The 25,314-nt window shown below is 61.1% G+C and carries 19 protein-coding genes; 13 read left to right on the forward strand and 6 right to left on the reverse strand.

Annotation, left to right across the window (positions count from 1 at the left end):
- Nucleotides 1–248: 248 nt before the first annotated feature.
- From N5D22_RS25030 to N5D22_RS25040, 3 genes are all read right to left on the reverse strand, one after another.
- Nucleotides 249–1,751: a sensor domain-containing diguanylate cyclase gene (locus tag N5D22_RS25030; RefSeq protein WP_279658714.1), complete on the reverse strand. Its 1,503-nt coding sequence runs from the start codon at nucleotides 1,749–1,751 to the stop codon at nucleotides 249–251.
- Nucleotides 1,752–1,917: 166 nt separating this feature from the next.
- A complete protein-coding gene (locus N5D22_RS25035) occupies nucleotides 1,918–2,742 on the reverse strand; it encodes a bifunctional allantoicase/(S)-ureidoglycine aminohydrolase (RefSeq protein ID WP_279658715.1) in 825 nt (274 codons plus the stop codon).
- Nucleotides 2,743–2,937: 195 nt separating this feature from the next.
- Entirely contained in the window at nucleotides 2,938–3,984 is a 1,047-nt protein-coding gene (locus N5D22_RS25040; RefSeq protein ID WP_279658716.1) for a class I SAM-dependent methyltransferase, read from the reverse strand.
- 316 nt (nucleotides 3,985–4,300) lie between these two features.
- Between N5D22_RS25040 and N5D22_RS25045 the strand changes: the two genes are divergently transcribed.
- On the forward strand, nucleotides 4,301–6,295 hold the full coding sequence (locus N5D22_RS25045) for a GGDEF and EAL domain-containing protein (protein WP_279658717.1): 1,995 nt from the start codon (nucleotides 4,301–4,303) through the stop codon (nucleotides 6,293–6,295).
- Nucleotides 6,296–6,350: 55 nt separating this feature from the next.
- Here the strand turns inward: N5D22_RS25045 and N5D22_RS25050 are convergent, their stop codons facing one another.
- Nucleotides 6,351–7,427, reverse strand: a complete 1,077-nt coding sequence (locus N5D22_RS25050; protein ID WP_279658718.1) for an Ldh family oxidoreductase — start codon at nucleotides 7,425–7,427, stop codon at nucleotides 6,351–6,353.
- A gap of 92 nt (nucleotides 7,428–7,519) precedes the next feature.
- Nucleotides 7,520–10,249 carry a DNA translocase FtsK gene (locus N5D22_RS25055; protein WP_279658719.1) on the reverse strand — a complete coding sequence of 910 codons (2,730 nt, stop codon included), beginning with the start codon at nucleotides 10,247–10,249 and terminating at the stop codon, nucleotides 7,520–7,522.
- 378 nt (nucleotides 10,250–10,627) lie between these two features.
- Between N5D22_RS25055 and N5D22_RS25060 the strand changes: the two genes are divergently transcribed.
- From N5D22_RS25060 to N5D22_RS25090, 7 genes are all read left to right on the forward strand, one after another.
- On the forward strand, nucleotides 10,628–12,235 hold the full coding sequence (locus tag N5D22_RS25060; protein ID WP_279658720.1) for an ABC transporter substrate-binding protein: 1,608 nt from the start codon (nucleotides 10,628–10,630) through the stop codon (nucleotides 12,233–12,235).
- Between the two features lie 9 nt (nucleotides 12,236–12,244).
- Nucleotides 12,245–13,234: an ABC transporter permease gene (locus N5D22_RS25065; protein ID WP_279658721.1), complete on the forward strand. Its 990-nt coding sequence runs from the start codon at nucleotides 12,245–12,247 to the stop codon at nucleotides 13,232–13,234.
- On the forward strand, nucleotides 13,231–14,061 hold the full coding sequence (locus tag N5D22_RS25070) for an ABC transporter permease (protein ID WP_279658722.1): 831 nt from the start codon (nucleotides 13,231–13,233) through the stop codon (nucleotides 14,059–14,061). The genes N5D22_RS25065 and N5D22_RS25070 overlap by 4 nt, the downstream gene beginning before the upstream one ends.
- Complete coding sequence (locus N5D22_RS25075; protein WP_279658723.1) at nucleotides 14,058–14,861, forward strand: ABC transporter ATP-binding protein; 804 nt, start codon at nucleotides 14,058–14,060, stop codon at nucleotides 14,859–14,861. Before N5D22_RS25070 ends, N5D22_RS25075 begins: the two co-directional genes overlap by 4 nt.
- Nucleotides 14,858–15,643 (forward strand): ATP-binding cassette domain-containing protein, encoded by a 786-nt coding sequence (locus tag N5D22_RS25080; protein WP_279658724.1) that lies wholly within the window; start codon nucleotides 14,858–14,860, stop codon nucleotides 15,641–15,643. The genes N5D22_RS25075 and N5D22_RS25080 overlap by 4 nt, the downstream gene beginning before the upstream one ends.
- 3 nt (nucleotides 15,644–15,646) lie before the next feature.
- Nucleotides 15,647–16,765 (forward strand): alanine--glyoxylate aminotransferase family protein, encoded by a 1,119-nt coding sequence (locus N5D22_RS25085; RefSeq protein ID WP_279658725.1) that lies wholly within the window; start codon nucleotides 15,647–15,649, stop codon nucleotides 16,763–16,765.
- A 158-nt stretch (nucleotides 16,766–16,923) separates the two neighbouring features.
- Nucleotides 16,924–17,118: a hypothetical protein gene (locus N5D22_RS25090; RefSeq protein ID WP_003523745.1), complete on the forward strand. Its 195-nt coding sequence runs from the start codon at nucleotides 16,924–16,926 to the stop codon at nucleotides 17,116–17,118.
- Between the two features lie 337 nt (nucleotides 17,119–17,455).
- Here the strand turns inward: N5D22_RS25090 and N5D22_RS25095 are convergent, their stop codons facing one another.
- Nucleotides 17,456–19,267: an IlvD/Edd family dehydratase gene (locus tag N5D22_RS25095; protein WP_279658726.1), complete on the reverse strand. Its 1,812-nt coding sequence runs from the start codon at nucleotides 19,265–19,267 to the stop codon at nucleotides 17,456–17,458.
- Between the two features lie 520 nt (nucleotides 19,268–19,787).
- Here N5D22_RS25095 and ytfQ point away from each other — a divergent pair.
- From ytfQ to N5D22_RS25120, 5 genes are all read left to right on the forward strand, one after another.
- Entirely contained in the window at nucleotides 19,788–20,747 is a 960-nt protein-coding gene (gene ytfQ / locus N5D22_RS25100) for a galactofuranose ABC transporter, galactofuranose-binding protein YtfQ (RefSeq protein WP_279658727.1), read from the forward strand.
- A 239-nt stretch (nucleotides 20,748–20,986) separates the two neighbouring features.
- Nucleotides 20,987–22,510 carry a sugar ABC transporter ATP-binding protein gene (locus N5D22_RS25105; protein WP_279658728.1) on the forward strand — a complete coding sequence of 508 codons (1,524 nt, stop codon included), beginning with the start codon at nucleotides 20,987–20,989 and terminating at the stop codon, nucleotides 22,508–22,510.
- On the forward strand, nucleotides 22,510–23,550 hold the full coding sequence (locus N5D22_RS25110) for an ABC transporter permease (RefSeq protein ID WP_279658729.1): 1,041 nt from the start codon (nucleotides 22,510–22,512) through the stop codon (nucleotides 23,548–23,550). Before N5D22_RS25105 ends, N5D22_RS25110 begins: the two co-directional genes overlap by 1 nt.
- A complete protein-coding gene (gene yjfF / locus N5D22_RS25115) occupies nucleotides 23,547–24,527 on the forward strand; it encodes a galactofuranose ABC transporter, permease protein YjfF (protein WP_279658730.1) in 981 nt (326 codons plus the stop codon). The genes N5D22_RS25110 and yjfF overlap by 4 nt, the downstream gene beginning before the upstream one ends.
- An 18-nt stretch (nucleotides 24,528–24,545) precedes the next feature.
- Nucleotides 24,546–25,280, forward strand: coding sequence for a FadR/GntR family transcriptional regulator (locus N5D22_RS25120; RefSeq protein ID WP_279658731.1), 735 nt, complete (start codon nucleotides 24,546–24,548; stop codon nucleotides 25,278–25,280).
- The last annotated feature ends 34 nt before the right edge of the window (nucleotides 25,281–25,314 follow it).

Genomic DNA, 25,314 nt, shown 5'->3' on the forward strand with positions numbered 1-25,314 from the left:
TCACGCGCTTGTGAATAGTGCAGGACGATGTGCAAAGGTGTTGTGCGGAGGAGCGGCGAGCCGATCAGCATGTGGCCGGGCATAGGGCGACAGCCGGATTGATGCAAATCCGGAAACCCTTTTCACCTCACGCTCGGGACAGGTCCGATCACCTGCAGCGTTGGCAGATCCCGGAACAACGGTATAGCGCCGATTATCAAGGCGACGAGGGCCAAGCCCGGCGCCGCAGGCGCACCCTGCCCGCCCGTTCAGAACAGGCGTTTCAGCGAGGTGGCTTCCGGCGACCCGTTCTTCGTCGTATCGCTATTATCGGCGGACCTGTTGCGCAGGGCCGCGTAGTGGGCGTTCTTCTGCTCGTACATGTTCATATCGGCGCGGCGCACCAGGGATTCCATGGTCTCGCCCGCCTCGCTGGTCGACACTCCCAAGGAGAGGCTGAGCGGCGCACTGGAATAAAACTGGTTGTTGATCTTCAGCAGTTCATAGACGGTTTCGACCATGGCGGCGGCGATCTGCCTGTCGGCGCCGGGAAGAAGGATGGCGAATTCATCGCCGCCAATGCGGGCGGCATGGTTCGGCGCGGTCACCACGCCGTTCAGCACCTCGCCCACCCGCCGCAGCAAAGCGTCGCCCGCATCGTGGCCAAGCTTGTCATTGGCGTCCTTCAGACCGTTGAGATCGATGACGATGGCCGAAACCGGCCTGAGCGCGCTGCGCTCCAGCCGGTTCAGCTCGTCGGAATAGAAAGCGCGGTTGTGCAGCTTGGTCAGCACGTCGTGCTTGCCGAGATATTCCAGATATGCTTCCGCCTTCTTGCGCGCGGTAATATCCGTCAGCGCCACCTGCACCAGCGACCAATCATGCTCATGGCCGGGAAAGACGGAAAAATGCAGGAGAACATGCCGCTCCGAGCCGTCAAGCGCATAGTTCACCACCTCACGGTGATGGGTGAGATTGCCGTTCCAAAGCTCCATCAGCTGTTCCCGGAACGGCTTTTCCATCTCGCCGCGGAAAATATCGCCGAGCCGGTGCAGCAGAACCTGCCGGTCCGGCGCGCAGAACAGGTCGAGCGTCGCGCGGTTGACATCGATGACACGGATCTCGCTCATGCACTGCCGCACGAATTCGGGATGCACATCCATGAACACCCGGAAATCGATGATGCCGCGCTCGCGAACCTCCTCGATCAGTCGACGCACCCGGCTGAAATCCTCCACCCAGAGCGAAACGGGCGAATGCTTGAACATGCCTTCGGCATAACGGCGATTGAGAAGCTCCTTGCGGCGGGCCTCCTCCCGCTCCGTCACATCCTCGGTGGTCAAAAGCAGCCGGCTGAGGCCATCTTCGTGGCCGGGAATGACCGCACCGCGCAGCTGGATGTCAAGCCGCCTGCCGCCGATCGAATAATTCACCGCATTGCTGGTGAATTCCGTCTTGCCCGCCCAGAGTTCAGACAGCTCGTTCACATGGCTTTCGAGCATATCGTCGCGAAAGATCCGGTGCAGATTGTCGACGAGATGCGCCTGATCGCGCGCCTCGAACAGTTCGAGCGTCTTGGCGTTGACCTGGATGACGCGGATTTTCTGCGAACAGGCCGCCACCCGCGATAAATCTTCCAGAAGAAATGCCCTGATATCCTCGACACCCTCTGCCCGCCAGATATCGAACTGGCTCTTGACCGCGCTGAAATCTTCGATCCACATCGCCACGGGCGCAAGATTGAAGACATTGGTATCGATTGTCTCACTCATACGGCAGTCTTCTCAAGGATAGATGCGGGGGGAGGCCAAAGGGTGCGGAACGGCGACAGCCGCCCGCATCTCAGGATTTATTAGGGATATTCAATCTAACGCAAGCATTTATCGCGCAAGCCGCCGGATTACGCGATAATTCACGGGTTTTACGGTGTTACACCCGTTACCAGAGCTTCACGTGACGATTCACGTCCTTATAGAGCAGGTAACGGAACCGGCCGGGGCCGCCCGCATAACAGGCCTGCGGGCAATAGGCGCGCAGCCACATGAAATCGCCCGCCTGCACTTCCACCCAGTCTTCGTTGAGCCGGTAGACGGCCTTGCCTTCTAGCACATAAAGACCGTGTTCCATCACATGGGTTTCCATGAAGGGAATGGTCGCACCCGGCTCGAAGGTGACGATGTTGAGGTGCATGTCATAACGCACGTCTTCCGGATCGATGAAGCGCGTCGTGGCCCATTTGCCATCGGTATCGGGCATGGCCGACATGGCATTTTCGTCTTCATGCGTGAAGATCGCCGGCGGCGGCTCCAGCCCTTCGACCGCCTGAAACGCCTTGCGCACCCAGTGGAATTTGACGGGCGCCTTGCCGGAATTCCTGACCTGCCAGCGCGCGCCGGCCGGCAGGAAAGCGAACGAGCCCTCCCGCAGCGCATGCTGCGCACCCTCGAACGCCACGGTCATCTCGCCTTCCACAACGAAGATCGCCGCTTGCGCCCTCTCATCCGGCTCCGGTCGGTCGCTGCCGCCGCCCGGCTGTATCTCGACGATATATTGCGCGAAGGTCTCGGAAAACCCGGTCATCGGCCGGGCGATGATCCAGGCCCGGGTGCCGGTCCAGTGCGGCAGCACGCTTGTCACGATATCGGACATGACAGTCTTGGGGATCACCGCATAGGCGGTCTTGAAAACAGCCTTGCTCGACAGCAGTTCCGTCTGCCCCGGCAGACCGCCCATATCCGAATAATATCTCTTCATTTCAGCCATTCCATTTTGCAACGCATCCGGCGCGGATTCTTAGGCCCGCGACAGGGTTTAATCAAATGGTTATTGGCGAAGGCGGAAGCCGGCGTACTGCGGAATGCGCAGGGTGTCTCCGCACGTTTCTTCTCCCCGGTGGGGAGAAGAAACAAGCAGCATGCGCCGGCCTTCCACGAAAACCTAACGAGCGCGGCTCTTGCTTCACATCTTCTTACGCATCGTGGCGTAAACGATATTGTGGTTCTCGCCGAAGAACACCTCCGCCTCGATGCTTGCGGGATCGGCGCTGGCATTGACGATGCGCCACATATCCGCCTTGGAGCGCAAAAGCAGCGCCCAGTTCATGAAGGTTTCCATGTAACCGTCGACGACGATGTCTTCCGAGAAGTTGGCGAAGAGGAACATGCCGCCGGGTTTCAGCATGTCCATGCAGCGCCGCGTCAGCTTGATCGCCACGCGATCGTTCAGGTAATCGTAAAGACCGGCGGCATAGATGAGATCGAAGGTGCCGAGTTCCTGCGTGCGCAGAACAATATCGCGCACGGAACCGTCGATCGCCTCGATGCAGGTGCCATTAAAATCGCGGGCGACGGAACCGACGCTCAAGGGATCTTGATCGAGCGCCACCCAGCGCTTGATTCCACCCTCTTTCAGCGCCACGGACGCATCCGCCTCACGCAGATGACCGGAGGCGATGGTGAGTATCTCCGTCTCCCCGCCGTGCCGGGCCGCCGCCTCGTCGACAAAGCGCGTCAGCAGATCGCGCCGCTCACGCACGGCGACCGAGGAACTGGCGTCCTTGGTATAATCGTAAAGGGCCGCACCGAGCGGCGTCGCCCTGTTCACCACGTCAGCGACGCTGTCATGGCCGTAGATGAAATCGAGCAGCTGCGCATCGCCCGAATAACCCCGCGGCTTTTCGAATGACCAGCGCGTGAACGGGTCTTCCAGAAAATGGACCGAAACCGGGTGATTCTGTACCAGCGGAATCAGTTCAGCCCACACGCTGGAGTGGAGCTTCTCTCGCAGGCCATGCAGTGCGCCCGCTGTTCGATGTATTATCTCACGCGCCGCAACACCATTGTCGAATTGCTGCTGTGCCAATTCGAGAATGAGCGCCACCTCTGCTTTCGCAACTGCGAACTGCTCATCGAATGTTTCGGTTCTGCGTGCAAAAATCTCTTTTGCGACAGTATCCGGGGTAATCAGACTTGCCCCGTCAAGATTTTTCTTCTTTACCCGCGCCACTTCAGCCTCCAGTATTAACACATTGTTAACCATACGTTTCTGGGAGCCGGAAGGCCACTCGCTTTCGATTTTTGAGCGGTGTAGGGATAGATTAGTACGTGAGCGTATTTTTTTGGTCACACTCGTGGGCAGAGGAGAAAGCGGATACGTGATTTAGCGAAACTTAATGTTGCGAACGTATGATGCGCTCTTCCTCTCGGTGTTTTCCGCTCACATCAGGAGAGATTGACAGGAACCCGCGCCGGGTGCGGAAGCACACGGAAAAGTGGAATAAGCAGTTACTTGATTAAGTATACGCAACACTATGGGAAAGTGCATGAAGCACACATTGGGAGAGGCGGGTGGACAGCAAGACTATCGGCGGCCGGACTCCCGGTTTTCTGATGAACTTCTTGCCCTTTACCAGCAGGAAGGCGAACGGAGCCGCCGCGGTTCGATCCGCAGGGGCCTGTGGACGGCTGTTTTAATTTACCTGCTGTTTGCCGCAAGCGACATCATCCTGATACCCGACGTCGCATTCTACACCATTCTCGCCCGCTTCACCGTCGTCCTGTCATCGCTGCTGACACTGGAAATCCAGTTGCGCAAGGGGGCAAGCACCGCGGCGCTCGATCTCACCTGCGCCACCGCCCTCGTGATGGGATATATCGGCTGGCTGGTGCCTTCGCTATTTACCGACAACATCGAAAACATGTCCTATTACATGGTTTTCGGGGCCATCTTCATGATGGGCGCCAATCTGTTTTTCACTTTCCGCTTTCATCTGTCGCTGGTCTCTTCGGGCATTATTCTCGTTACCTATTTTCTGGCGGCAACGCAGTTTCCGGAAGATGCATTCTACAAATTCGCTTTCGGCACCTTCTACCTGTCCTGTTTCATCTTCACCTCTTACGTGAACTGGAACCTGAACCGTGAACGCTACCACGTCTTCGTCAACGGGCTGGAGGCGAAGGCCCAGCAGAAGGCCGCGGATGAGCGCGGCCAGGCGCTGCTGCGTCTTTCCAATACAGATTCCCTCACCGGCCTGCAGAACCGCCGCGCCATAGACCATCACCTGCGGCTGCTGTGGGACAATTGGAGCAAGAAGAAAGAAGGTTTTGCCGTCTTTCTGATCGATGTCGATTTCTTCAAGAAATACAATGACCGCTACGGCCACCAGGAAGGCGATAAATGTCTGGTGACGGTGGGCAACGCGCTGCAGGATGCAATCATCGATCACGGCGCCTCGATCGGCCGTTACGGCGGCGAGGAATTCATCGTGCTGGCGCCGTTCAAGTCCAAACAGCAGGTGGGGGATCTGGCCGAAACGATCCGCCATACCGTTGAAAACCTTTCGCTTGCACATGACCAGCGCCGGGACGGCACTTTCATCGTCACCGTCAGCATCGGCGCGTCCTTCACGCGCCCCAATCCCGACGGCAAGCTCGAGAAGATCATCAACGAAGCCGACCGCGCGCTCTATATCGCCAAGGGCAACGGCCGCAACTGCATGAAACTGTTCGATCCGGAAGACCCGCAGACCAGCGACGAGACCGAGAACATCGCGGCCCTGCTGAAAATCGCCATCGCGGAGAACCTCGTTTCCCTCGTCTATCAGCCGATCCTCAACATTTCGACCAACGAGACCGCAGGCGTCGAGGCACTGATGCGGCTTCGCCTGCTGGACGGCAGCCCTGTCGCCCCCGGTATTTTCATTCCGATTGCCGAGCGTACCGGCACGATCATGGAACTGGGCCTGTGGACCATCAAGACCGTCTGCAAGCAGATCCTGGCCGATGACAAGGTCGCCGTCGTCAGCGTCAACGTCTCGCCGATGCAATTGAAAAACCCCGGTTTCGCCACCTCGGTGGCCGCCATTCTCGTCGAGGCCGGCATCGCCGGCAACAGGCTCGCCTTCGAAATCACCGAAGGCGTCGACATGGAGATGCATTCGGATGTGCTGCGTTGCCTGAACGACCTGAAGACGCTCGGCATCAATATCTGGCTGGATGATTTCGGAACCGGTTTCGCTGGCCTTTCCTGGCTGCGCATGACGGATTTCGATACCGTCAAGATCGACCGCTCGTTCCTGCATGACAGCAAGACCCCACGCGGGCGGGCAATGCTGCAGGACATGATCCGCCTCATCCGCAACCGCGGCCACAAGATCCTGATCGAAGGCGTGGAAACGGAGGAGCAGCTGAGGCTCGTGCGCCAGATGGAGATCGACTACGCGCAGGGCTATTATATCGGTCGCCCTGTCATGGCTGAAAGGCTTGGGGCGACGGCAACGCCCTATCCGCGTCCGAACATGCTGCTGCGCCCCGCCTGAGCCTGCGATGGCGGCGGCAAGGGTCCGCCACAAGGGGCGTCAGCCGCAGGCCGCTTTAATGATAGGCGGGCGGATCGATCGAGAATTTTGCCGCAAGCTCCGAAAAGGCTGCCCGCGTGACGGGGTCGACAGGCGCGCCTTCCCTTTCCCGTTTTGCCGAGACTGCCCACTCCCGGTCGCCGGGCGCCATGACCTTGCAGTCCTGCCGCACGGGCGATTCCCGCAGAACTTCAAGATAACGCTTCATGCCCTCGTCGAATACCTCGCGCTCCAGGAAGGCTTCCGGCTTCAGCGCCACCACAAAGGCCCCCAGCCCGCGCGGCGTGGAAAAGTCCGGCCCGCCCATGGGGGCGATATCGAAGCTGAGTTTCATGCCTGTCAGCACGGCGCTGAAAATCTCCACCATTCCCGCAAGCGCCGCACCCTTGAAACCGAACTCGCCGCCAACCGGGGCAAGCATTTCAACGGCATGGGGATCGCGCGTATCGACACCGTCTCCGTCAGAAGCGACACCTTGCGGCAATTGCTGCCCAAGGCTGCGGTAAAGCAGAACACGGTTATAGGGCACCGCGCTGGTGGCCATGTCGAGCAGCCAGGGCATGTCATCCGCTGCCGGCACACCGATGGCGATGGGGTTGGTGCCATGGAAGCGCATGGCGCCATCGTGCAGACGCACGAAACTGTCCGAGTTGCAGAAGGTGAGACCGATATAACCCCGCCGCGCCGCTTCCAGCGCGTAGGCGCCGGCCGGGCCGAAATGCGAGGAATTCCTGATCGCCACAGCGCCGATGCCGAATTTCTCCGCAAGCGCCATGGCGCTGTCCATGGCCGCATAGGTGGCGCGGGCGCCATGGGCGTTGTCGGCGTCAAGCGTCTCCACTGCGCCGAAACCGGAAACGCGGCTGATCTGCGGCCGACGATTGAGGCGTCCACCCTCCAGCGCGGTGATATAATGGGCAAGCAGACGAACGCCGTGGCTGTCCACGCCAAGCCTTGTGCCATGCATCATGGCGCGGGTCGCCGCATCCGCAGTTTCATCATCGGTGCCGGCGGCCAGGAAAACGGCGCGGCAGAACCGCTCCAGCTCATCCAGCCTCGCCAGAACGGCAGCCTTTTCATTGCCGTGCGCCATGAGGGAATCCTCCCAATTCCAGAATCCATGCCGCACAAGCTATTCACGGGGCGCGTTTTTGCAATCGAATATCGCGCGCCCCGAAGGATCGATCAGTCATCCGATCCCATGGCATCGTAGGAAGAGCGTTCGCCGGCGATGATGGCGCGCTTGCCGACATGATTGGCCGGACCGACGATACCTTCCTGCTCCATGCGCTCCACCAGCGATGCGGCGCGATTGTAGCCGACGGACAGGCGGCGCTGGATATAGGATGTGGAGCACTTCTTGTCGCGCATCACCACCTTGACCGCCTTTTCATAGAGATCGTCGCTATCGTCCTCGCCCATGGCCGTCTTGTCGAAAACCGCGGCGTCCTCTTCCACCTCTTCGTCGGTTTCGTCGGCGTCCTCCGTAACGGTGCCGAGATATTCCGGACGCCCCTGGGTCTTCAGATGCGCCACGACCTTTTCCACTTCCTCGTCCGATACGAAGGGGCCGTGGACACGGGCGATGCGGCCGCCGCCCATCATGTGCAGCATGTCGCCCTGGCCGAGCAGATGCTCCGCGCCCTGTTCGCCAAGGATGGTGCGGCTGTCGATCTTCGAGGTCACCTGGAAGGAGATGCGGGTCGGGAAGTTCGCCTTGATCGTGCCGGTGATGACATCGACCGACGGACGCTGGGTGGCCATGATGAGGTGGATGCCGGCGGCGCGCGCCATCTGCGCCAGGCGCTGGATCGCGCCTTCGATCTCCTTGCCCGCGACCATCATCAGGTCGGCCATCTCGTCAACGATGACGACGATGTAAGGCATGGCCGTGAGGTCCATTTCCTCCTGCTCGTAGACAGCCTCGCCGGTAGCGCGGTCGAAGCCGGTCTGCACGTTGCAGAATACCGTCTCGCCCTTGGCGCGGGCGGCGGCCGCCCTTGCATTGTAACCGTCGATATTGCGCACGCCGAGACGCGACATCTTGCGATAACGGTCTTCCATTTCGCGCACGGCCCATTTCAGCGCCATGACAGCCTTTTTCGGATCGGTGACCACGGGCGTCAAAAGATGCGGGATACCGTCATAGACGGAAAGCTCGAGCATCTTCGGATCGACCATGATCAGGCGGCATTCTTCCGGCTTCAGACGGTAGAGCAGCGACAGGATCATGGTGTTGATCGCAACCGACTTGCCGGAACCGGTGGTGCCGGCGACCAGCAGATGCGGCATCTTCGCCAGTTCGGCGATGACGGGTTCGCCGCCGATGGTCTTGCCGAGGCAGAGCGCGAGCTTCTGGCGGGTTTCGGCATAATCCTGCGCTTCGATCAATTCACGCAGATAGACCGTTTCGCGCACCGGGTTCGGCAACTCGATGCCGATGACATTGCGGCCGGGCACGACCGCAACGCGGGCCGAGAGCGCCGACATGGAGCGGGCGATATCATCGGACAGACCGATGACACGCGAGGATTTGACACCCGGGGCGGGTTCGAATTCATAAAGCGTCACGACAGGGCCGGGGCGGACATCGATGATCTCACCCTTGATGCCGAAATCCTCAAGCACGCTTTCGAGAAGCCCGGCGCTCTGCTCCAGCGCCTCGGGCGTCATGGTCGTGGTCTGCTGGATGCGGGCTTCCTGCAAAAGATCGATGGAGGGATATTCATATTCTCCCTCGGCAAAGACCGGCGCTTCGCGGAACATCGGCTGCGAGGCCTGAATGGGCGCACGCGGCGCAAACCGCGGCTCGGCCGTCATTCTTTCCGCCGGCTGGGCCTGCTCGACAGGCGGCTGCGGCTCGATAACCACAGGGACTTCCGCCACCGGCTGCGGCGCGATTTCCTGCTCGATGACGGGAACAGCGGCGGGAACGACGGCCTGACGCACGCCGATTTCCCGATAAAGCCGGATCGCGGAGCCGCCCGGCACGGTGACAACGGGAGGTTCGGAGGACAGCACGACGGCGGCGGACGGCAATGCGGGAACGGAGGAAACAGGCTGTGCCGGCACCGGGTTCGTCAGATCGGGATTTGCAGGCGCCGGGCCAAAATTGGCGCGCAGATAGGCGGGAGCGTTCTCGCCGACATCACCCGGCAGATCGAGCGTCATGACTTCCCAGAAAAGCTCGTCCGGCAGATGTGCGGCAAAGGCGGGGATGGACGCACCCGGCACGGCGGCCTGTGCGGCAGCGACCGGCGTCTCGGCAGATTGAGGCTGAAGAGCGGAGAATACCCGCTGCTGTACCGGCGCTTCCGCCGCCATGGGCGCAGTAGTGACGTTCTGGACCGGCGCCTGTGCGGCGGCGGCCTCTTCCGCCTGCTTGCGGGCAAGCTCCAGGCGCAGTTTATAGGTCAACGCCCTGGCGCCCCGCGCATCCGGCGGCTGCGGCAGGAACGGCATGCGTGGCGGCGGCACGCGTTGCTCCGCCGGCTTTACGACTGGCGGAGAAGGGGGAACGACTTCCTGTTGCACGGCCTGTTGCTGCGTCACGGCATCCGGCTCCGCGGTTTCAGGCGGAACGGCGGCAACCACGTCGTCCTCGGGAATATTGGGGGTCTCAACCGGCATACGCCGGTTAAAGGCGCTTTCTGGCGTGCGGGTGAAACGGACATTCGGGCCAAGCACGAAAGCATTCTGCCAGCCGGGCATCTCGGCGCGGCCTTCAATGGCGTCGGCGGCGCTGACATCGGCATTCGGCCGGGGTGTCGCGCCCGTCTTCGTCGCCATTGCCCGCTGCCCGGCAGCCGGCTGGCCGCCGGCATGACGAGCCTTGTCGCTCCCCTCCCCTACGCTATTGGACGAATTCTGGAATCTGGATCGGGAGAAACTCATGGCAGCGTGCACACTCATCATAAACGTACATATTTCGGTCTCCCTGAAATAAAAAATAAAGGTTAATTACCCCTTTCCAAACGGGTTGCCGCCGGCAGATTTTCGCGTGGCCGGCGGGCGCGGCAACGCGCCCGGCACCGATGCTGGCGGCGATCAAGATATTGATTTTATAATCTTAAATCGTGTTTTTTCGGGGGATTTCCTCCACCTGTTCCGGCAAGAGAAAAGCAGATTACCGCCGGTGAGGCATATTGTTTCCGCAAATGCGCCCGCAACGTAAAATCATTGCTGTAAAGGCCGCGAATTAACGTGGACACTGCCGAGGTTGCAGTCTTAAGATCGGCGCGCCGCGGGCCATGCGGAAAGGCCCGCCTCGCCCTCATTTCCGGAGTGAAATTCATGTCGCCTGTCCAGCTTTCCCGCCGCTCGCTTCTCAAGACCTCGCTTGCGCTTGCCGCAACCACGGGACTGGCGGGAATTGCCGCAGCACAGGAGAAGTCCGGAGGCCGGCTGATCGTCGCAGCCGATTCCGAACCGAAGAACCTCAACCCCGCCATCGTCGCCTCCAACGGCGTGTTTTATATCGCCAGCAAGGTCGTCGAGCCGCTGGCGGAAGCCTCCTTCGAAGGCAAGGACGGGCTGGAACCGCGGCTTGCGACCGAATGGCAGGGATCGGATGACGGGCTGAGCGCCACCTTCAAGCTGCGCGAAGGCGTGACCTGGCATGACGGCAAGCCCTTCACCTCGGCGGATGTGGCCTTTTCGGCGCTTTCCGTCTGGAAACCGTTGCAGAACCTCGGACGGCTGGTCTTTGCCAATCTCGAAAAGGTGGAAACGCCTGACGATCACACGGCGATTTTCCACTTCTCAAAGCCCACGCCGTTCCAGCTTATCCGCAATGCGCTGCCGGTCGTCACGAGCGTCGTGCCGAAACATCTCTACGAGGGCACCGATATCGCCGCCAATCCGGCCAATACCAAACCGGTCGGCACCGGGCCCTTCGTTTTTGCCGAATACAAGCCCGGCGAATATTACCGCCTGACCCGCAATGCGAATTATTGGGGCAAAGGCCAGCCCCAGCTCGACGAAATCATCTATCGTGTCTTGCCCGACCGCGCGGGCGCAGCCTCGGCGCTGGAAGCGGAAGAAATCCAGCTGGCCGCCTTTTCCGCCGTGCCGCTGGCCGATCTTGCCCGCATTGCCAAGGAACCGGGCATCCAGGTGATCGCCGACGGCTATGAGGCGCTGACCTACCAGCTGGTGGTGGAAGTCAACCACCGCCGCAAGGAACTGGCCGACCTCAGGGTCAGAAAGGCCATCGCCCACGCCATCGACAAAAAATTCGTCATCGACAAGGTCTTCCTCGGTTATGCCACGGCATCGACAGGCCCCGTGCCGAAAAACGCCCCGGAATTTTATAACGGTAATGTCGAGACCTATGGTTTCGACGTAGCCAGGGCCAATGCCCTGCTGGACGAGGCCGGCTACGTGCGCGGCCCGAACGGAACACGTTTCTCATTGAAGCTCCTACCCGCGCCTTATTTCAACGAAACCAGACAGTTCGGCGCCTATCTTCGCCAGGCGCTGCAGGACATCGGCATCGATGCCGAGCTGGTCAATAATGATTCGGCCGCGCACCAGAAGGCTGTCTATACCGACCACGCCTTCGATCTCGCCATTGCCCCGCCGGTCTTCCGCGGCGATCCGGCGATCTCGACCACCATTCTGGTGCGCTCGGGCATTCCGGCCGGTGTCGGTTTCTCCAATCAGGGCGGTTATGAGAACAAGGTGCTGGACGCGCTGATCGACAAGGCGGCGGAAACCGTGGACACGGCCGCGCGCACCGCGCTCTACAAGGATTTCCAGAAACAGGTCGCCGCCGACCTGCCGCTGATCAACGTCGCCGAATGGGGTTTCATCACGGTGGCGCGCGATACGGTCAAACATGTCGCCAGCAATCCGCGCTGGGCGGTTTCCAACTGGGCGGACACCGCGGTCGAGACCTGAGGCAGCACCGTGAACCGTGCTGCGACATTGCTGCGGCGAAGGGCAGTCAGCGCCATTCCGGTGCTGCTGATCGTTCTCATCTTCACCTTCGTCCTGCTTGAAAATGCCTCCGGCGATGCGGTGGACGCCTATCTCGTCTCCATCGGCGGCGGTGATGCCGGGCTGCGGGATGCGTTGCGTGAGCAATATGGCCTCAACGGTTCGATGCTCGCCCGTTTCTGGCTCTATGCCAGTTCGGTGCTGCGGCTCGATCTCGGCTGGTCGCTCGCCTTCGACCGACCGGTTCTGGGCCTGATCCTCGAACGGCTGCCGAACACATTGCTGCTGATGGGCAGCGCCACTGCACTCGCCTTCATCCTCGGCACCGCGCTCGGCATCTGGGCCGGCGCGCGCCCGGGCGGATTGCCGGACCGTGTGCTTTCAACGCTTTCGCTGGCGCTTTACGCCACGCCCGGTTTCTGGCTCGGCCTCGTGCTGGCCATCGTCTTTGCCGTGCAGCTCAAATGGCTGCCCACATCCGGCATCGAAACGATTGCATCCGGAAAACAGGGCTTTGCAAGGGCGCTCGACATTGCAAGACACCTCGCCCTGCCCGTCACCAGCCTTGGGCTGATCTATCTGGCGCTGTTCCTGCGCGTCATGCGCGCCGCCATGGCGGCGATCTGGCCGCTGGATTTCGTGCTTTTTGCCGAGTCCAAGGGGCTTTCCAGACGGCGCATCGTGCTGCGCCACGTTGCCCGCAACGCGGCCCTGCCGCTCATCACCGTGCTTGGCCTGCAGGCCGCCGCCATGCTGGGCGGCAGTGTGGTGATCGAAAGCGTCTTCGCCATTCCGGGTTTCGGCCGGCTGGCGCAGGAGGCTGTCAGCGGCCGCGATACGCCGCTTCTGATGGGCATTATCCTCACCAGCGCCGTCTTCGTCATCCTCGTCAATCTCGCCGTCGACATTCTCTATTCCGTTCTCGATCCGCGCATCGGCAGCGGGGAGAGTGCGGCATGAGTTTCGTTCTCCGGCTGCTGCGCAGTTTCGAAGGCGTGACGGGCGTTGTCATCCTGGCGCTGCTGGCGGCGACCGCTGCTTTCGCTCCACTACTCTTCCCCGGCGATCCGCTGGCGATCGTCGGCGAGCCGCTGATTGCACCCTTTACGGATGCCGCCCTGCCGCTCGGCACCGACCGGCTGGGCCGCAATGTGCTGGCCGGACTTGCCCATGGCGCGCAGGCCTCCCTGCTCGTCGGCATGGGTGCAGCCGCCGCCGCACTCGTTATCGGCACCGTCATCGGCACGATTGCCGGTTTTGCCGGCGGCCTCGTCGATGAGGCGCTGATGCGCGTCACCGATGCCTTCCAGATCGTGCCGAATTTCCTGCTGGCGCTTGCCTTTGTCAGCACCATCGGCCCTTCCATGCCCATTGTCATTCTGGCCATTGCGCTCGGCGCATGGGCGGACCCGGCGCGGCTGATGCGGGCGCAGGTACTGAGCATCCGCGAGCGTGATTATGTGCAATCCGCCCGCGCCATCGGCATGCATCCGCTGGAAATCGCCTTCCGGCAAATATTGCCCAATGCCCTGCCGCCGGTTCTGGCGCTGGCCGCCATCATCGTCGCCGCCGCCATCCTCACCGAGGCGGCGCTTTCCTTCCTCGGGCTTGGAGATCCCAATATCGTCACCTGGGGCTCGATGATCGCGGAAGGACGCAATGTCCTGCGCTCGGCGGCGTTCCTGTCCGTCGTCCCCGGCATCGGCCTGCTGGTCACGGTTGTCGGCGTCTATCTTCTCGGAGAAGGCGTCAACAGGGCGATGGCGACGGGGAGGCAGGCGCCATGAGCGGCAACGCCCTTTGCCGGATCGACGATCTCAGCATCCGTTATGCGGCCGCCGATGCACCGGCGCCGCGCAAGGTTTCGCTGACGATACGGCAGGGGCAGCGGCTGGCGATCATCGGCGAAAGCGGCTCGGGCAAATCCACGCTCGGCAACGCGATAGCCGGGCTTCTTCCGCAGACCGCGCGGGTCTCGGGCGATCTATCCTGGAGCCGCGACAGCGGCCTTTTCACCGGCAGGCCGATGCCGGGGCGGGATATCGGCACGATCTTTCAGGATACCGGCGCGACGCTGAACCCGGTTCTGACCATCGGCGAACAGGTGGCGGAAGGCGCCGTACGCCATCTCGGCCTCTCCTGGAGAGCGGCGCGCGATCTTGCCCGCGATCTTCTGGAAAAGGTTCGGCTGCCACACCCTTCGCATCTGCTCACCGCTTATCCGCATCAGCTTTCGGGCGGCCAGAGGCAACGTGTGGCGATTGCCGCCGCCATTGCGGCGCGTCCTTCCATCCTGATTGCCGACGAAGCGACGAGCGCGCTCGACACTGTGACCCAGGCGGCCATCGCCACCCTTCTCGATGATCTCGTGCGCGAGGAAGAAAGAACGCTTGTATTCATCACCCATGATATCGGCCTAGCCTCCAGCCTCGCCGACGACATCGCTGTTTTAAGCGCCGGCAAGCTGGTGGAACACGGCCCGGCCCGCCGGGTGCTTTCCGCGCCCGCGCATGCCTATACCCGGGCGCTGCTTGCCGATTACCTCGATCTTTCGACCCCGCCGCTCGTCAACGAGGCCGCGCCATGAATGAAACCCTTCTGAGCGCGGATGGCCTTTCCAAGACCTACCGCACCGGCGCAAGGACGGTGACGGCGCTCTCCGATATCTCGTTTTCGCTCAAGCGCGGTGAGACGCTGGGGCTTGCCGGCCCTTCCGGCTGCGGGAAATCGACACTGGCACGGATCCTGATGCGGCTGATCCCGGCGGACGCCGGAACCATCCGCTTCGAAGGCGGCGACTGGCTGGCGCCTGACGGACGTGCGTTGCGTGCAGCACGGCGGCAGATGCAGATGGTGTTTCAGGATACGCATGGCGCCTTCAATCCGCGAGCGAGCGTCGCCGACGCCATTGGCGAACCGTTGCGCATCCACCGCATCGTTCAGGCGCGCGACCGCCCGACGGAAATACGCCGCCTTCTCGAGCGTGTCGGCCTGCCCGCCGCCTATGCCGGACGCTCCGTCTTCGAGCTTTCGGGCGGGCAGAGACAGCGTGTGGCGATTGCCAGAGCCATTGCGCTCAAGCCGTCGCTTCTCATTATGGATGAAGCGGTGTCGGCGCTCGATGTGTCCGTCCGCCGGCAAATCCTCGAACTCCTGGTGGAGATACAGCAGGAAACGGCGATTTCCTGTATTTTCGTGTCCCACGATCTCGCGGTCATCCGCGCCGTCTGCCACCGCGTCGCCATCATGGAGGCAGGACGGATCGTCGAAATCGGCCGGACCGACGCCATCATTTCCGCGCCGCAGTCCTCAACCGCCAGAAGCCTGATCGACGCCGCGCCACGGCTCACCATCACCATGCAAGGATAAGACATGTCCGCCCCGGATTACGCATTGTTTCTCGACCCGCCGGCTTTCCCCGCCGAACGTTACGCCGTGCTGGCCGACCGGCTGGCGGCCCTGATGGGCACAAAAAACGACGTGCTGCTGATACAGGCGGAAGCCGTACTGGCGCTGGAGGCGGCGGCAACCAGCCTTGCACGGCCGGGACTGAAGGCGCTCAACATCGTCACCAGCCCCTATGGCGCATGGTTTGGCGGCTGGCTGGAAAGGGGCGGCGCGACGGTGCACAACCTGACGGCCAGCCCGGCAAAGCCGGTGACGCTGAATGAGGTTGAACGGGCGCTGGATGAAGGGCCGGGTTTCGACCTTCTCGCCATCGTGCATGCGGAATCGGCAAGCGGCATTCTCAACCCCCTGCCCGCCATTGCCGCGCTGGCGAAAGAAAGAGGCATCGTCACCCTCGTCGATGCCGTCGCCTCGATTGGCGGCCACGCCTTCGAGGTCGACAGGCTGGGTATCGATATCGCCGTCATCGGGCCGCAGAAGGCGCTGGCCGGCCCGGCCGGCATATCGGCCATTTCGGTCAGCTTTTCAGCATGGGAACTTCTTTCGCACGACAAGGCGCCTGCCAATTCCATGCTCTCGCTTCTCGACCAGAAGAAGCTCTGGCTGGATGCCGGCCGCGGCGCACTGCCCGGAACGCCTGCGCCGCTGGAATTCTACGCATTGGAGGCCGCGCTCGACAGGATCGAGGCCGAGGGCTTGCCAGCCGCCAATGCGCGCCACGAGCGGGCGGCGGCGGCCACCCGTCACGGCATCAGGGCGCTTGGCATTACCACCTGGGTGGAGGACGCGCATGCGTCAGCCCTCGTTTCCACGGCGATCCTGCCGGATGCGGTCGAAGCCGGAGCATTTCTTGCCGCTGCATCCAGAAAGCAGGGCGCAGATATTTCCACCGGCGTCGGCCCCGGTGCAGAGCGGCTGATAAGGCTCAACCACACCGGCCGGCGTGCGCATCCGGATGCGGTGAAGGCCAATATTGCGGCTGTCTCAAGCGCCTTGAAAAGTCTTGGCCACGACGCAGATACCGATTCCGCGCTGGAAGCGGCCGAAAGAACCTATTCAGGCCCCTTCACGAAAGGTGTTTAACGTCACCGATAAACGTTCGTTGCGCGAAATCCGCCGCCGGTGGAACGCCAATCACGACATTGTTGTTAAAAATGGTAGACAAATTCCTCGGCCAATCTTGACGAAATCATGGCAACGCGCGAAACTTAACATACCGTTAACTCGCGTGAAGAAGGGAAATGGCCATGGTAGCAGGGTTCAACATGCTCTCCTTTGACCTCTTTGGCATTGGCCGAAGGATGCCCGTCGTCAATGAGCGGGTGGAGACCGAGTTTCAGGACAAGACGCCGCGCAGACCGGACGATGAGTCGCATGACGACGACCGCGACCAGGAATATGAACTGTTCTTCTGGTCGCTTTATCCGGTGATCTGAATTTCTGAAACTTGGCCGACCCCACACCTGTTTCTCAAGGCTTAATCGAGCGAGCGCCGCTTGTTTCTTCTCCCCGCCGGGGGAGAAGGTCGCGGCAGCGGGATGAGGGGGCAAGCCCTGCGATATGTGGTGAGGGTTCCCCCTCATCCGACCCTTCGGGCCACCTTCTCCCCGGCGGGGAGAAGAAAAGTGTGGCGACCTCGCACCCTATCCAAATCCCAGCAACCAATTGACCGGTTACGACATCTCGGTTGGACGCGAGGATTATGTAAAGGGCATTTCAGCCCCGGGGATAAACCCGAGGCTGACGAGAAAAGCGTAAGTGCGCGCCCTTGCTTCAGTGGTTGTCGCGCGGCAGGCCCTTGGTCTGGGCGATGCGCTGGTATTTCACGGCCGGCTCCAGAACCGCGCCGGTTTCCATCTGGCTGACGATACCGCGCTGGATTTCCTGCCATGGCGTCTGGTGGTCAGGGAACTTGTAACCGCCCTGAGCCGTCAACGCCTCGTAACGCTTGGCCAGTTCTTCACCTGAAATCAGGATATCCGCCTTGCCGCGGCCGACATCAATACGGACGCGGTCACCCGTCTGCAGGACGGCGAGACCGCCGCCAGCCGCCGCTTCCGGGGAAGCGTTGAGGATGGACGGGCTGCCCGACGTGCCGGACTGACGGCCATCGCCGATGCAGGGCAGCGAATTGACGCCTTCCTTCAGGAGATAATCCGGCGCGCGCATGTTCACCACTTCCGCCGCACCCGGATAACCGATGGGTCCCGCGCCGCGCATGAAGAGGATGGTGTTGGCGTCGATCTTCAGCGACGGATCGTCGATGCGGTGATGGTAATCCTCCGGACCGTCGAACACCACGGCGCGGCCTTCGAAGGCTTCCGGGTCGTTCGGGTTGGAGAGGTAACGGTTGCGGAACTCTTCCGAGATCACGCTGGTTTTCATGATGGCTGAAGAGAACAGGTTGCCGCGCAGAACACGGAAGCCGGCGCGCTCCTTGAGCGGCTGCTCATAGGGGCGGATGACCTTCTCGTCTTCGATGATCGCACCACGGCAATTGTCGCCGATGGTCTTGCCGTTGACAGTCATGGCGTCTTCCATGATCAGTCCCTGGGTCATCAGCTGGTTGACGACAGCGGGAACGCCGCCGGCATGGTAATAATCCTCGCCGAGATATTCGCCGGCCGGCTGCAGGTTGACAAGCAGCGGCACGTCTTCGCCATAGGTCTGCCAGTCATCCACGGTCAGTTCGACGCCGACGTGACGTGCGAGGCCGTTCAGATGGATCGGCGCATTGGTGGAGCCGCCGATGGCCGAATTGACGCGGATGGCGTTGATGAAGGCATCCTTGGTCATGATATCCGATGGTTTCAGATCTTCCTTGACCATTTCGACGATGCGCAGGCCGGTGAGATAAGAGACCTCCTGACGATCACGGTAAGGCGCCGGAATGGCGGCGGAGCCCGGAAGCTGCATGCCGAGTGCTTCGGCAAGCGAGTTCATGGTCGTTGCCGTGCCCATGGTGTTGCAATAACCGGTGGAGGGAGCCGACGAGGCGACGAGCTTGACGAAGCCCTGATAATCGATCTCGCCCTTCGCCAGCAATTCACGCGCCTTCCAGACGATGGTGCCGGAGCCGGTGCGTTCGCCACGGAACCAGCCGTTCAGCATGGGGCCGACGGAAAGGGCGATGGCCGGAATGTTGACGGTGGCCGCCGCCATAAGACAGGCAGGCGTGGTCTTGTCACAGCCGATGGTCAGAACGACGCCGTCGAGCGGATAACCGTAGAGCACTTCCACGAGGCCGAGATAGGCAAGGTTACGGTCGAGACCGGCGGTCGGGCGTTTGCCGGTTTCCTGGATCGGATGGACCGGAAACTCAATCGCGATGCCGCCAGCTTCACGAATGCCTTCACGCAGGCGGTTCGCCAGCTCCAGATGGTGACGGTTGCAGGGCGAAAGATCCGAACCGGTCTGGGCAATGCCGATGATCGGGCGGTCGGACTGAAGCTCGGCCTGGCTGAGACCGAAATTCATGTAACGCTCGAGATAAAGTGCCGTCATATCCGCATTGGCGGGGTTGTCGAACCACGCGCGCGAACGAAGCTTGCCTTGGGTTGCAGGCAGATTGTCGGATTTGGTCATTATGCAGGTCTCCAGCCGGAAGTGGCCAACGGTAAAATATTACGAAATGCGACAAGCTTATGTTGTGCGCAAGGAAAATGGAATCAGCTTTCGGAGATCACGCATAACCGACAGAGCAGGCGCAGACGAGTGGATCGTGGCCGTTCTTCGGCTTTAGCCGAATATTTTTCGGCGCTTACGATAATATCGGCGCTGCGCAACGGTCTCTCCCTCCCTGCCTTGCCTTATGGCCGCGAGCCGGCGGCGGCGCATTTCATCACGAACTGATCTATTTATTTGTATTACTATTAGATGTCATCTTTGCCTGTCAAGGCAGATATGGCGTCATTTGCGTCCTGATCCCGCTTTCAAAGAACGCTGAGATTCTGCAATTAAGCATTTGATTCATCAAGATTCATTGAAAAATCCCGATAAATCTCGCGAATGACAAATTGCGGAAATGCTAAAAAACACTTTTCAAGAGTATTACTATATGCTCATAGTGTCGCCGTCACGCTGACATCATCTCTGGGAGGATAAGATGAGAAAAGCTCTTGCGGCATTCACTGTCGCCATTTCCGCATGCCTTGCATCCAGTGTTTCCGCCCAATCGCTCACCGTCGGTTTCTCGCAGATCGGCTCGGAATCCGGCTGGCGCGCGGCTGAGACCACCGTCACCAAACAGCAGGCCGAAAAGCGCGGCGTCACGCTGAAATTCGCCGACGCGCAGCAGAAGCAGGAAAACCAGATCAAGGCGGTGCGCGGCTTCATCGCGCAGGGCGTCGATGCGATCCTGATCGCGCCCGTCGTCGCCACCGGCTGGGATGCCGTGCTGAAGGAAGCCAAGGAAGAAAAAATCCCCGTCATCCTGCTCGACCGCCAGATCGAGGCGCCTGATGATCTTTACCTGACCGCCGTAACCTCCGACCAGGTGCACGAAGGCAAGGTGGCCGGTGACTGGCTTGTCAAGGATGTCGGCTCCAAGGACTGCAAGGTCGTGGAATTGCAGGGCACGACCGGCTCCTCGCCCGCCATCAACCGCAAGAAGGGCTTCGAAGACGCCATCGCTTCCCACGCCAACATCAAGATCGTGCGCTCGCAGACGGGTGACTTCACCCGCACCAAGGGCAAGGAAGTGATGGAAAGCTTCATCAAGGCCGAAGGCGGCGGCAAGGATATCTGTGCGGTCTATGCCCATAATGACGACATGGCCGTCGGCGCGATCCAGGCGATCAAGGAAGCCGGCCTGAAACCCGGAACCGACATCAAGATCGTCTCCATCGACGCCGTGCCTGACATCTTCAAGGCCATGGCGGATGGCGAGGCCAATGCGACGGTGGAACTGACACCCGACATGGCCGGCCCGGCCTTTGACGCGCTCGAGGCCTATCTGAAAGACAAGAAGGCGCCAGCGAAGTGGATCCAGACGGAATCCAAGCTTTATACGGCATCCGATGATCCGATGAAGGTCTATGAGGCGAAGAAGGGCCTGGGGTACTGAGCCATTTCTTTGAAGGGAGCGGCGCGTCATTCGCGCCGCTCTCTGGCATGTTGTGCAGCACAAAACCTTACGCCGTCATCCTCGCCCCTGAGGCGAGGATCCATGCCCCTGGAAGGATGGATCCTCGGGTTAAACCCGAGGATGACCTGGTGTTTGGAGAAGAGCTTGCAAGCAACTTTTGGAGCGGTTCATAAGCTGCGCCGCTCCCTCATGGCTTTATTTCGTACGGAACCTGCTCAATGTCCGAAACGGCATCACTTCTGGAAGCACGCGCCATCGGCAAATCCTTTCTCGGGATCACCGCGCTCGATAATGTCGATTTCTCGCTCCGGCGCGGTGAAATCCACGCACTGCTCGGCGAAAACGGCGCGGGCAAATCGACGCTGATCAAGATCCTGACCGGCGTTTATCACCGCGACAGCGGCTCGATCTTTCTGGAAGGCAGCGAGATTTCGCCTACCAATGTCGGCGAGGCGCAGGCGCTCGGCATCGGCACGGTCTATCAGGAAGTGAACCTTCTCGAAAACCTGACGGTTGCCGAAAACCTGTTTCTCGGCCGCCAGCCGCGCCGCTTCGGGCTGATCGACCGCAGCGCGATGCAGAAGAATTCGCAAGCGCTGCTTGCCCAATACGGACTTTCCATAGACGTCAACGCGCTTCTCTCCAGTTATTCCGTCGCCATCCGCCAAATCATCGCCATTGCCCGCGCCGTCGATCTTTCCGGCAAGGTGCTGGTGCTGGACGAACCCACCGCCAGCCTTGATGCCCATGAGGTCGAGATGCTGTTCGGCGTCTTGAGAAACCTGCGCGCGCGCGGCATCGGTATCGTCATCATCACCCACTTCCTCAATCAGGTCTATGAAATCGCCGACCGGGTGACGGTGCTGCGCAATGGCCGCCTCGTCGGCACCCGCGACATCGGCAGTTTGCCGAGGTCCGAACTGATTTCGATGATGCTCGGCCGCGAGCTTCAGCATATTACCCACGAACATCAGGCGACCGAAGAGACGGTTGCCGAAGGCGAGCCGCCGATCCGTTTCGAAGGTTACGGCAAACGCGGCAGCATCGCCCCCTTCGATCTCGGCATCCGCCCCGGCGAAATCGTCGGTGTTGCCGGGCTACTCGGTTCGGGCCGAACGGAAACAGCCTTCCTGCTATTCGGCATCGACCGGCCGGATACCGGAAAGGCTGTCATCGACGGCCAGACGGTGGCGATTTCTTCACCGGAAGCGGCCATCACCGCCGGTTTCGGTTTCTGTCCGGAAGAGCGCAAGACCGACGGCATCATCGGCGATTTTTCCGTCACCGACAATATCGCGCTGGCGCTTCAGGCCCGGCAGGGGTGGGCACGGCCACTGTCGCGCCGGCAGAAAGCGGAACTGGCCGAAAGCTTCATCAAGTCGCTCGATATCCGCCCGGCCGACCCCGACCGGCCAATCAAATTCCTGTCCGGCGGCAATCAGCAGAAGGCCATTCTGGCGCGCTGGCTCGCCACCCATCCCCGGCTTCTGATACTCGACGAGCCGACACGCGGCATCGATATCGGCGCGCATGCTGAAATCCTGAAAATGATCGAAAAACTCTGCAGCGAAGGCATGTCGCTCGTCGTCATCTCCTCCGAACTGGAGGAGCTTACCGCCGTTGCCCATCGTGTCGTCGTACTTTCGGATCGTCGCCATGTCAGCGAGTTGAAGGGCGGCGAAGTGACCGCCGACAACATCATGCGGGCGATTGCCGATGCGGCAAAAACGGAGGCGGCGTGATGGCGGCAGTGACAAGACGCCTGAAAAGGCTCGCTCCCCAGCTTATCGCGCTGTTCGTCATTCTGGCTGCGATTACAATCGTTTCGCCAGGTTTCCTGCATGTCTCGTTCCAGAACGGCCGGCTCTATGGCAGCCTGGTCGATATTCTCGTACGCGCCGCACCCGTGGCGCTTTTGACCATCGGCATGACGCTGGTCATCGCCACCAAGGGCATCGATCTGTCCATCGGCGCCGTCATCGCCATCTGCGGTGCGGTCGCGGCCACGCTCATCAGCAACGGCCATTCCATTCCTTCGGTCATCGTCATCTCGCTTGCGGTGGGCATTGCCTGCGGGTTATGGAACGGCGTGCTGGTCGCCCTTCTCGACATACAGCCGATCATTGCCACGCTGATCCTGATGGTGGCGGGACGCGGCATCGCCCAGCTTATTACCGAAGGTGTCATTCTCACCTTCAACAATGACAGCTTTTCCGCCATCGGCTCCGGCTCGTTCGCGGGCATTCCACTGCCCGTCATCATCTGGATGGCGGCAGCGCTCATGATCGGCCTTCTGGTGCGCAAGAGCGCGCTCGGCTTCCTGATCGAGGCGACCGGCATCAATCGTCGCGCCGCAGCTCTCGCGGGCGTGCGGGCCCGCTTCCTGCTGTTTTTCGTCTATGCGGTTTCCGGCCTCTGCGCAGCCATCGCCGGCATGATCGTGACCGCCGATATTCGCGGCGCGGATGCCAATAATGCCGGGCTGTGGCTGGAGCTGGACGCGATCCTTGCGGTGGTCATCGGTGGCACCTCGCTGAATGGCGGGCGCTTCTCCATCACCGCCTCGCTGATCGGCGCGCTCATCATCCAGACCATCAATACCGGCATCCTCGTTTCGGGCTTTCCGCCGGAATTCAACCTCATCATCAAGGCGGGCATCATCATGGTGGTGCTGACTCTGCAATCGCCGGCAATCATGACGGTTCTGGGCTTCGTCCGGACCCCGAAACCGCATGCCAAACCGGCCGCCAATGGCATGACCAAGGAAGGAACCGCGCGATGATTCACAGCCGCAACCTGCCCTTCCTCACCACACTGGCGATCTTCGTCATCGCCTATCTGCTGTGCGCACTGCAATATCCGGCAATCTTCTCGACGCGGGTGATCGGCAATCTTCTCACCGACAATGCCTTTCTCGGCATCGCGGCCGTCGGCATGACCTTCGTCATCCTGTCGGGCGGCATCGACCTCTCCATCGGTTCGGTCATCGCCTTCACCAGCGTCTTCGTCGCCGTCATGGTCGGCACCTATAACGTCCATCCGCTGCTCGCCTTCGCCATCGTGCTGGTGGTCTCGACATTGTTCGGCTGCCTGATGGGAGCGATGATCCGCTTCCTCGCCATCCCGCCCTTCGTGGTAACGCTGGCGGGCATGTTTCTGGCGCGCGGCGCGGCTTACCTTATCTCCACCCAGTCTGTGCCGATCTCGCATCCCTTCATCGATGCGATACAGGGCTTTTATTATCGCTTTCCCGGCGGCGGCAGGCTGACGGCGCTGGCCATGCTGATGCTTCTCGTCTTTGCCGCCGGCATGCTGATCGCCAGCCGCACCCGCTTCGGCGCCAATGTTTATGCGCTCGGCGGCAATCCGCAATCGGCCGAGCTGATGGGCGTGCCGATCGGGGCGACGATCATCGGCATCTATGCGCTATCAGGCTTTCTCTCCGGTCTCGCCGGCATCGTCTATACGCTCTACACCTCGTCAGGCTATTCGCTGGCGACGGTGGGTGTTGAACTCGACGCCATCGCCGCCGTCGTCATCGGCGGCACGCTTCTGACCGGCGGTACGGGGCTGGTGGCGGGCACCTTCATCGGCCTGCTGATCCAGGGGCTGATCCAGACCTACATCGTGTTTGACGGGACGCTTTCCTCCTGGTGGACGAAAATCGTCATCGGTGTGCTGCTTTTCGTCTTCATCGTGTTGCAGCATGCAATCATCTGGTATTCAAACAGGAGACTGGCCGGACCGCATCCGGCATAATTGCAAACGGAGGCTTGCTTGGGGCTGCTCGAAACGACGATAAGCGGACGAAAACGCCGGAACAGCCACGCCCATGTGGTCTCCGAACTCGGCAGCGCCATCGTCTCGGGCAGGATTGCGGAAGGCTCGCTGTTGCCCAATGACGCCGAACTGTCCTTACGTTTCGGGGTCTCGCGCACCGTGCTGCGCGAAACCATGAAAACGCTGGCGGCCAAGCGGCTGGTGGAACCCAAGGCCAAGGTCGGCACCCGCGTTCTCGACCGCTCAAGCTGGAACTTCTTCGATCCCGATGTGCTCGGCTGGCGCTGCGAGGCCGGCATAGACCAGGAATTCGTCACCCATCTGGCGGAGATCCGCCTGGCGCTGGAACCGGCGGCGGCAGCGGCAGCGGCCCTGCAGGCCTCCAATGACGATATCGTTTCGCTTTACGTCATCGCCGCCAAATTCGACAATCCGAAACATACGCCTGAGAGCATCGCCAAGGTCGATCTCGAATTCCACCTTGCCGTGGCGCATATGTCCGGCAACCCCTTCATGCGATCGGCAAGCGGGCTGATCGAAGCCGCGCTCGCCATTTCCTTCCAGCTCTCGTCGCCTGCCGCTTCGCCCGGCACCATCGCCGAAATCGCGTCCAATCATTTACGTATCGTGCATGCGATTGCAGCGCGTGACGCGGATGCGGCGGTAAAAGCCATGCGCCACGTGATCGAGGTCGGTAAAGACCGGACGCAGAAGGCAATCAAGACGGTTTGAGGAGTGGTAGGACCCGCACGAATGCGGGTCCATT

This window comes from Agrobacterium sp. GD03872, from assembly GCF_029840625.1.
In the GTDB taxonomy this organism is placed as follows: domain Bacteria; phylum Pseudomonadota; class Alphaproteobacteria; order Rhizobiales; family Rhizobiaceae; genus Agrobacterium; species Agrobacterium fabrum_A.

Coding starts and splice junctions, on each gene's coding strand:
- N5D22_RS25055 (WP_279658719.1), bottom strand. CDS start 10,249: ATGATGAGTGTGCACGCTGCCATGAGTTTCTCCCGATCCAGATTCCAG.
- N5D22_RS25030 (WP_279658714.1), bottom strand. CDS start 1,751: ATGAGTGAGACAATCGATACCAATGTCTTCAATCTTGCGCCCGTGGCG.
- N5D22_RS25060 (WP_279658720.1), top strand. CDS start 10,628: ATGTCGCCTGTCCAGCTTTCCCGCCGCTCGCTTCTCAAGACCTCGCTT.
- N5D22_RS25045 (WP_279658717.1), top strand. CDS start 4,301: ATGAAGCACACATTGGGAGAGGCGGGTGGACAGCAAGACTATCGGCGG.
- N5D22_RS25110 (WP_279658729.1), top strand. CDS start 22,510: ATGGCGGCAGTGACAAGACGCCTGAAAAGGCTCGCTCCCCAGCTTATC.
- N5D22_RS25075 (WP_279658723.1), top strand. CDS start 14,058: ATGAGCGGCAACGCCCTTTGCCGGATCGACGATCTCAGCATCCGTTAT.
- N5D22_RS25085 (WP_279658725.1), top strand. CDS start 15,647: ATGTCCGCCCCGGATTACGCATTGTTTCTCGACCCGCCGGCTTTCCCC.
- N5D22_RS25080 (WP_279658724.1), top strand. CDS start 14,858: ATGAATGAAACCCTTCTGAGCGCGGATGGCCTTTCCAAGACCTACCGC.
- N5D22_RS25090 (WP_003523745.1), top strand. CDS start 16,924: ATGGCCATGGTAGCAGGGTTCAACATGCTCTCCTTTGACCTCTTTGGC.
- N5D22_RS25050 (WP_279658718.1), bottom strand. CDS start 7,427: ATGGCGCACGGCAATGAAAAGGCTGCCGTTCTGGCGAGGCTGGATGAG.
- N5D22_RS25035 (WP_279658715.1), bottom strand. CDS start 2,742: ATGGCTGAAATGAAGAGATATTATTCGGATATGGGCGGTCTGCCGGGG.
- ytfQ (WP_279658727.1), top strand. CDS start 19,788: ATGAGAAAAGCTCTTGCGGCATTCACTGTCGCCATTTCCGCATGCCTT.
- N5D22_RS25105 (WP_279658728.1), top strand. CDS start 20,987: ATGTCCGAAACGGCATCACTTCTGGAAGCACGCGCCATCGGCAAATCC.
- N5D22_RS25095 (WP_279658726.1), bottom strand. CDS start 19,267: ATGACCAAATCCGACAATCTGCCTGCAACCCAAGGCAAGCTTCGTTCG.
- N5D22_RS25070 (WP_279658722.1), top strand. CDS start 13,231: ATGAGTTTCGTTCTCCGGCTGCTGCGCAGTTTCGAAGGCGTGACGGGC.
- yjfF (WP_279658730.1), top strand. CDS start 23,547: ATGATTCACAGCCGCAACCTGCCCTTCCTCACCACACTGGCGATCTTC.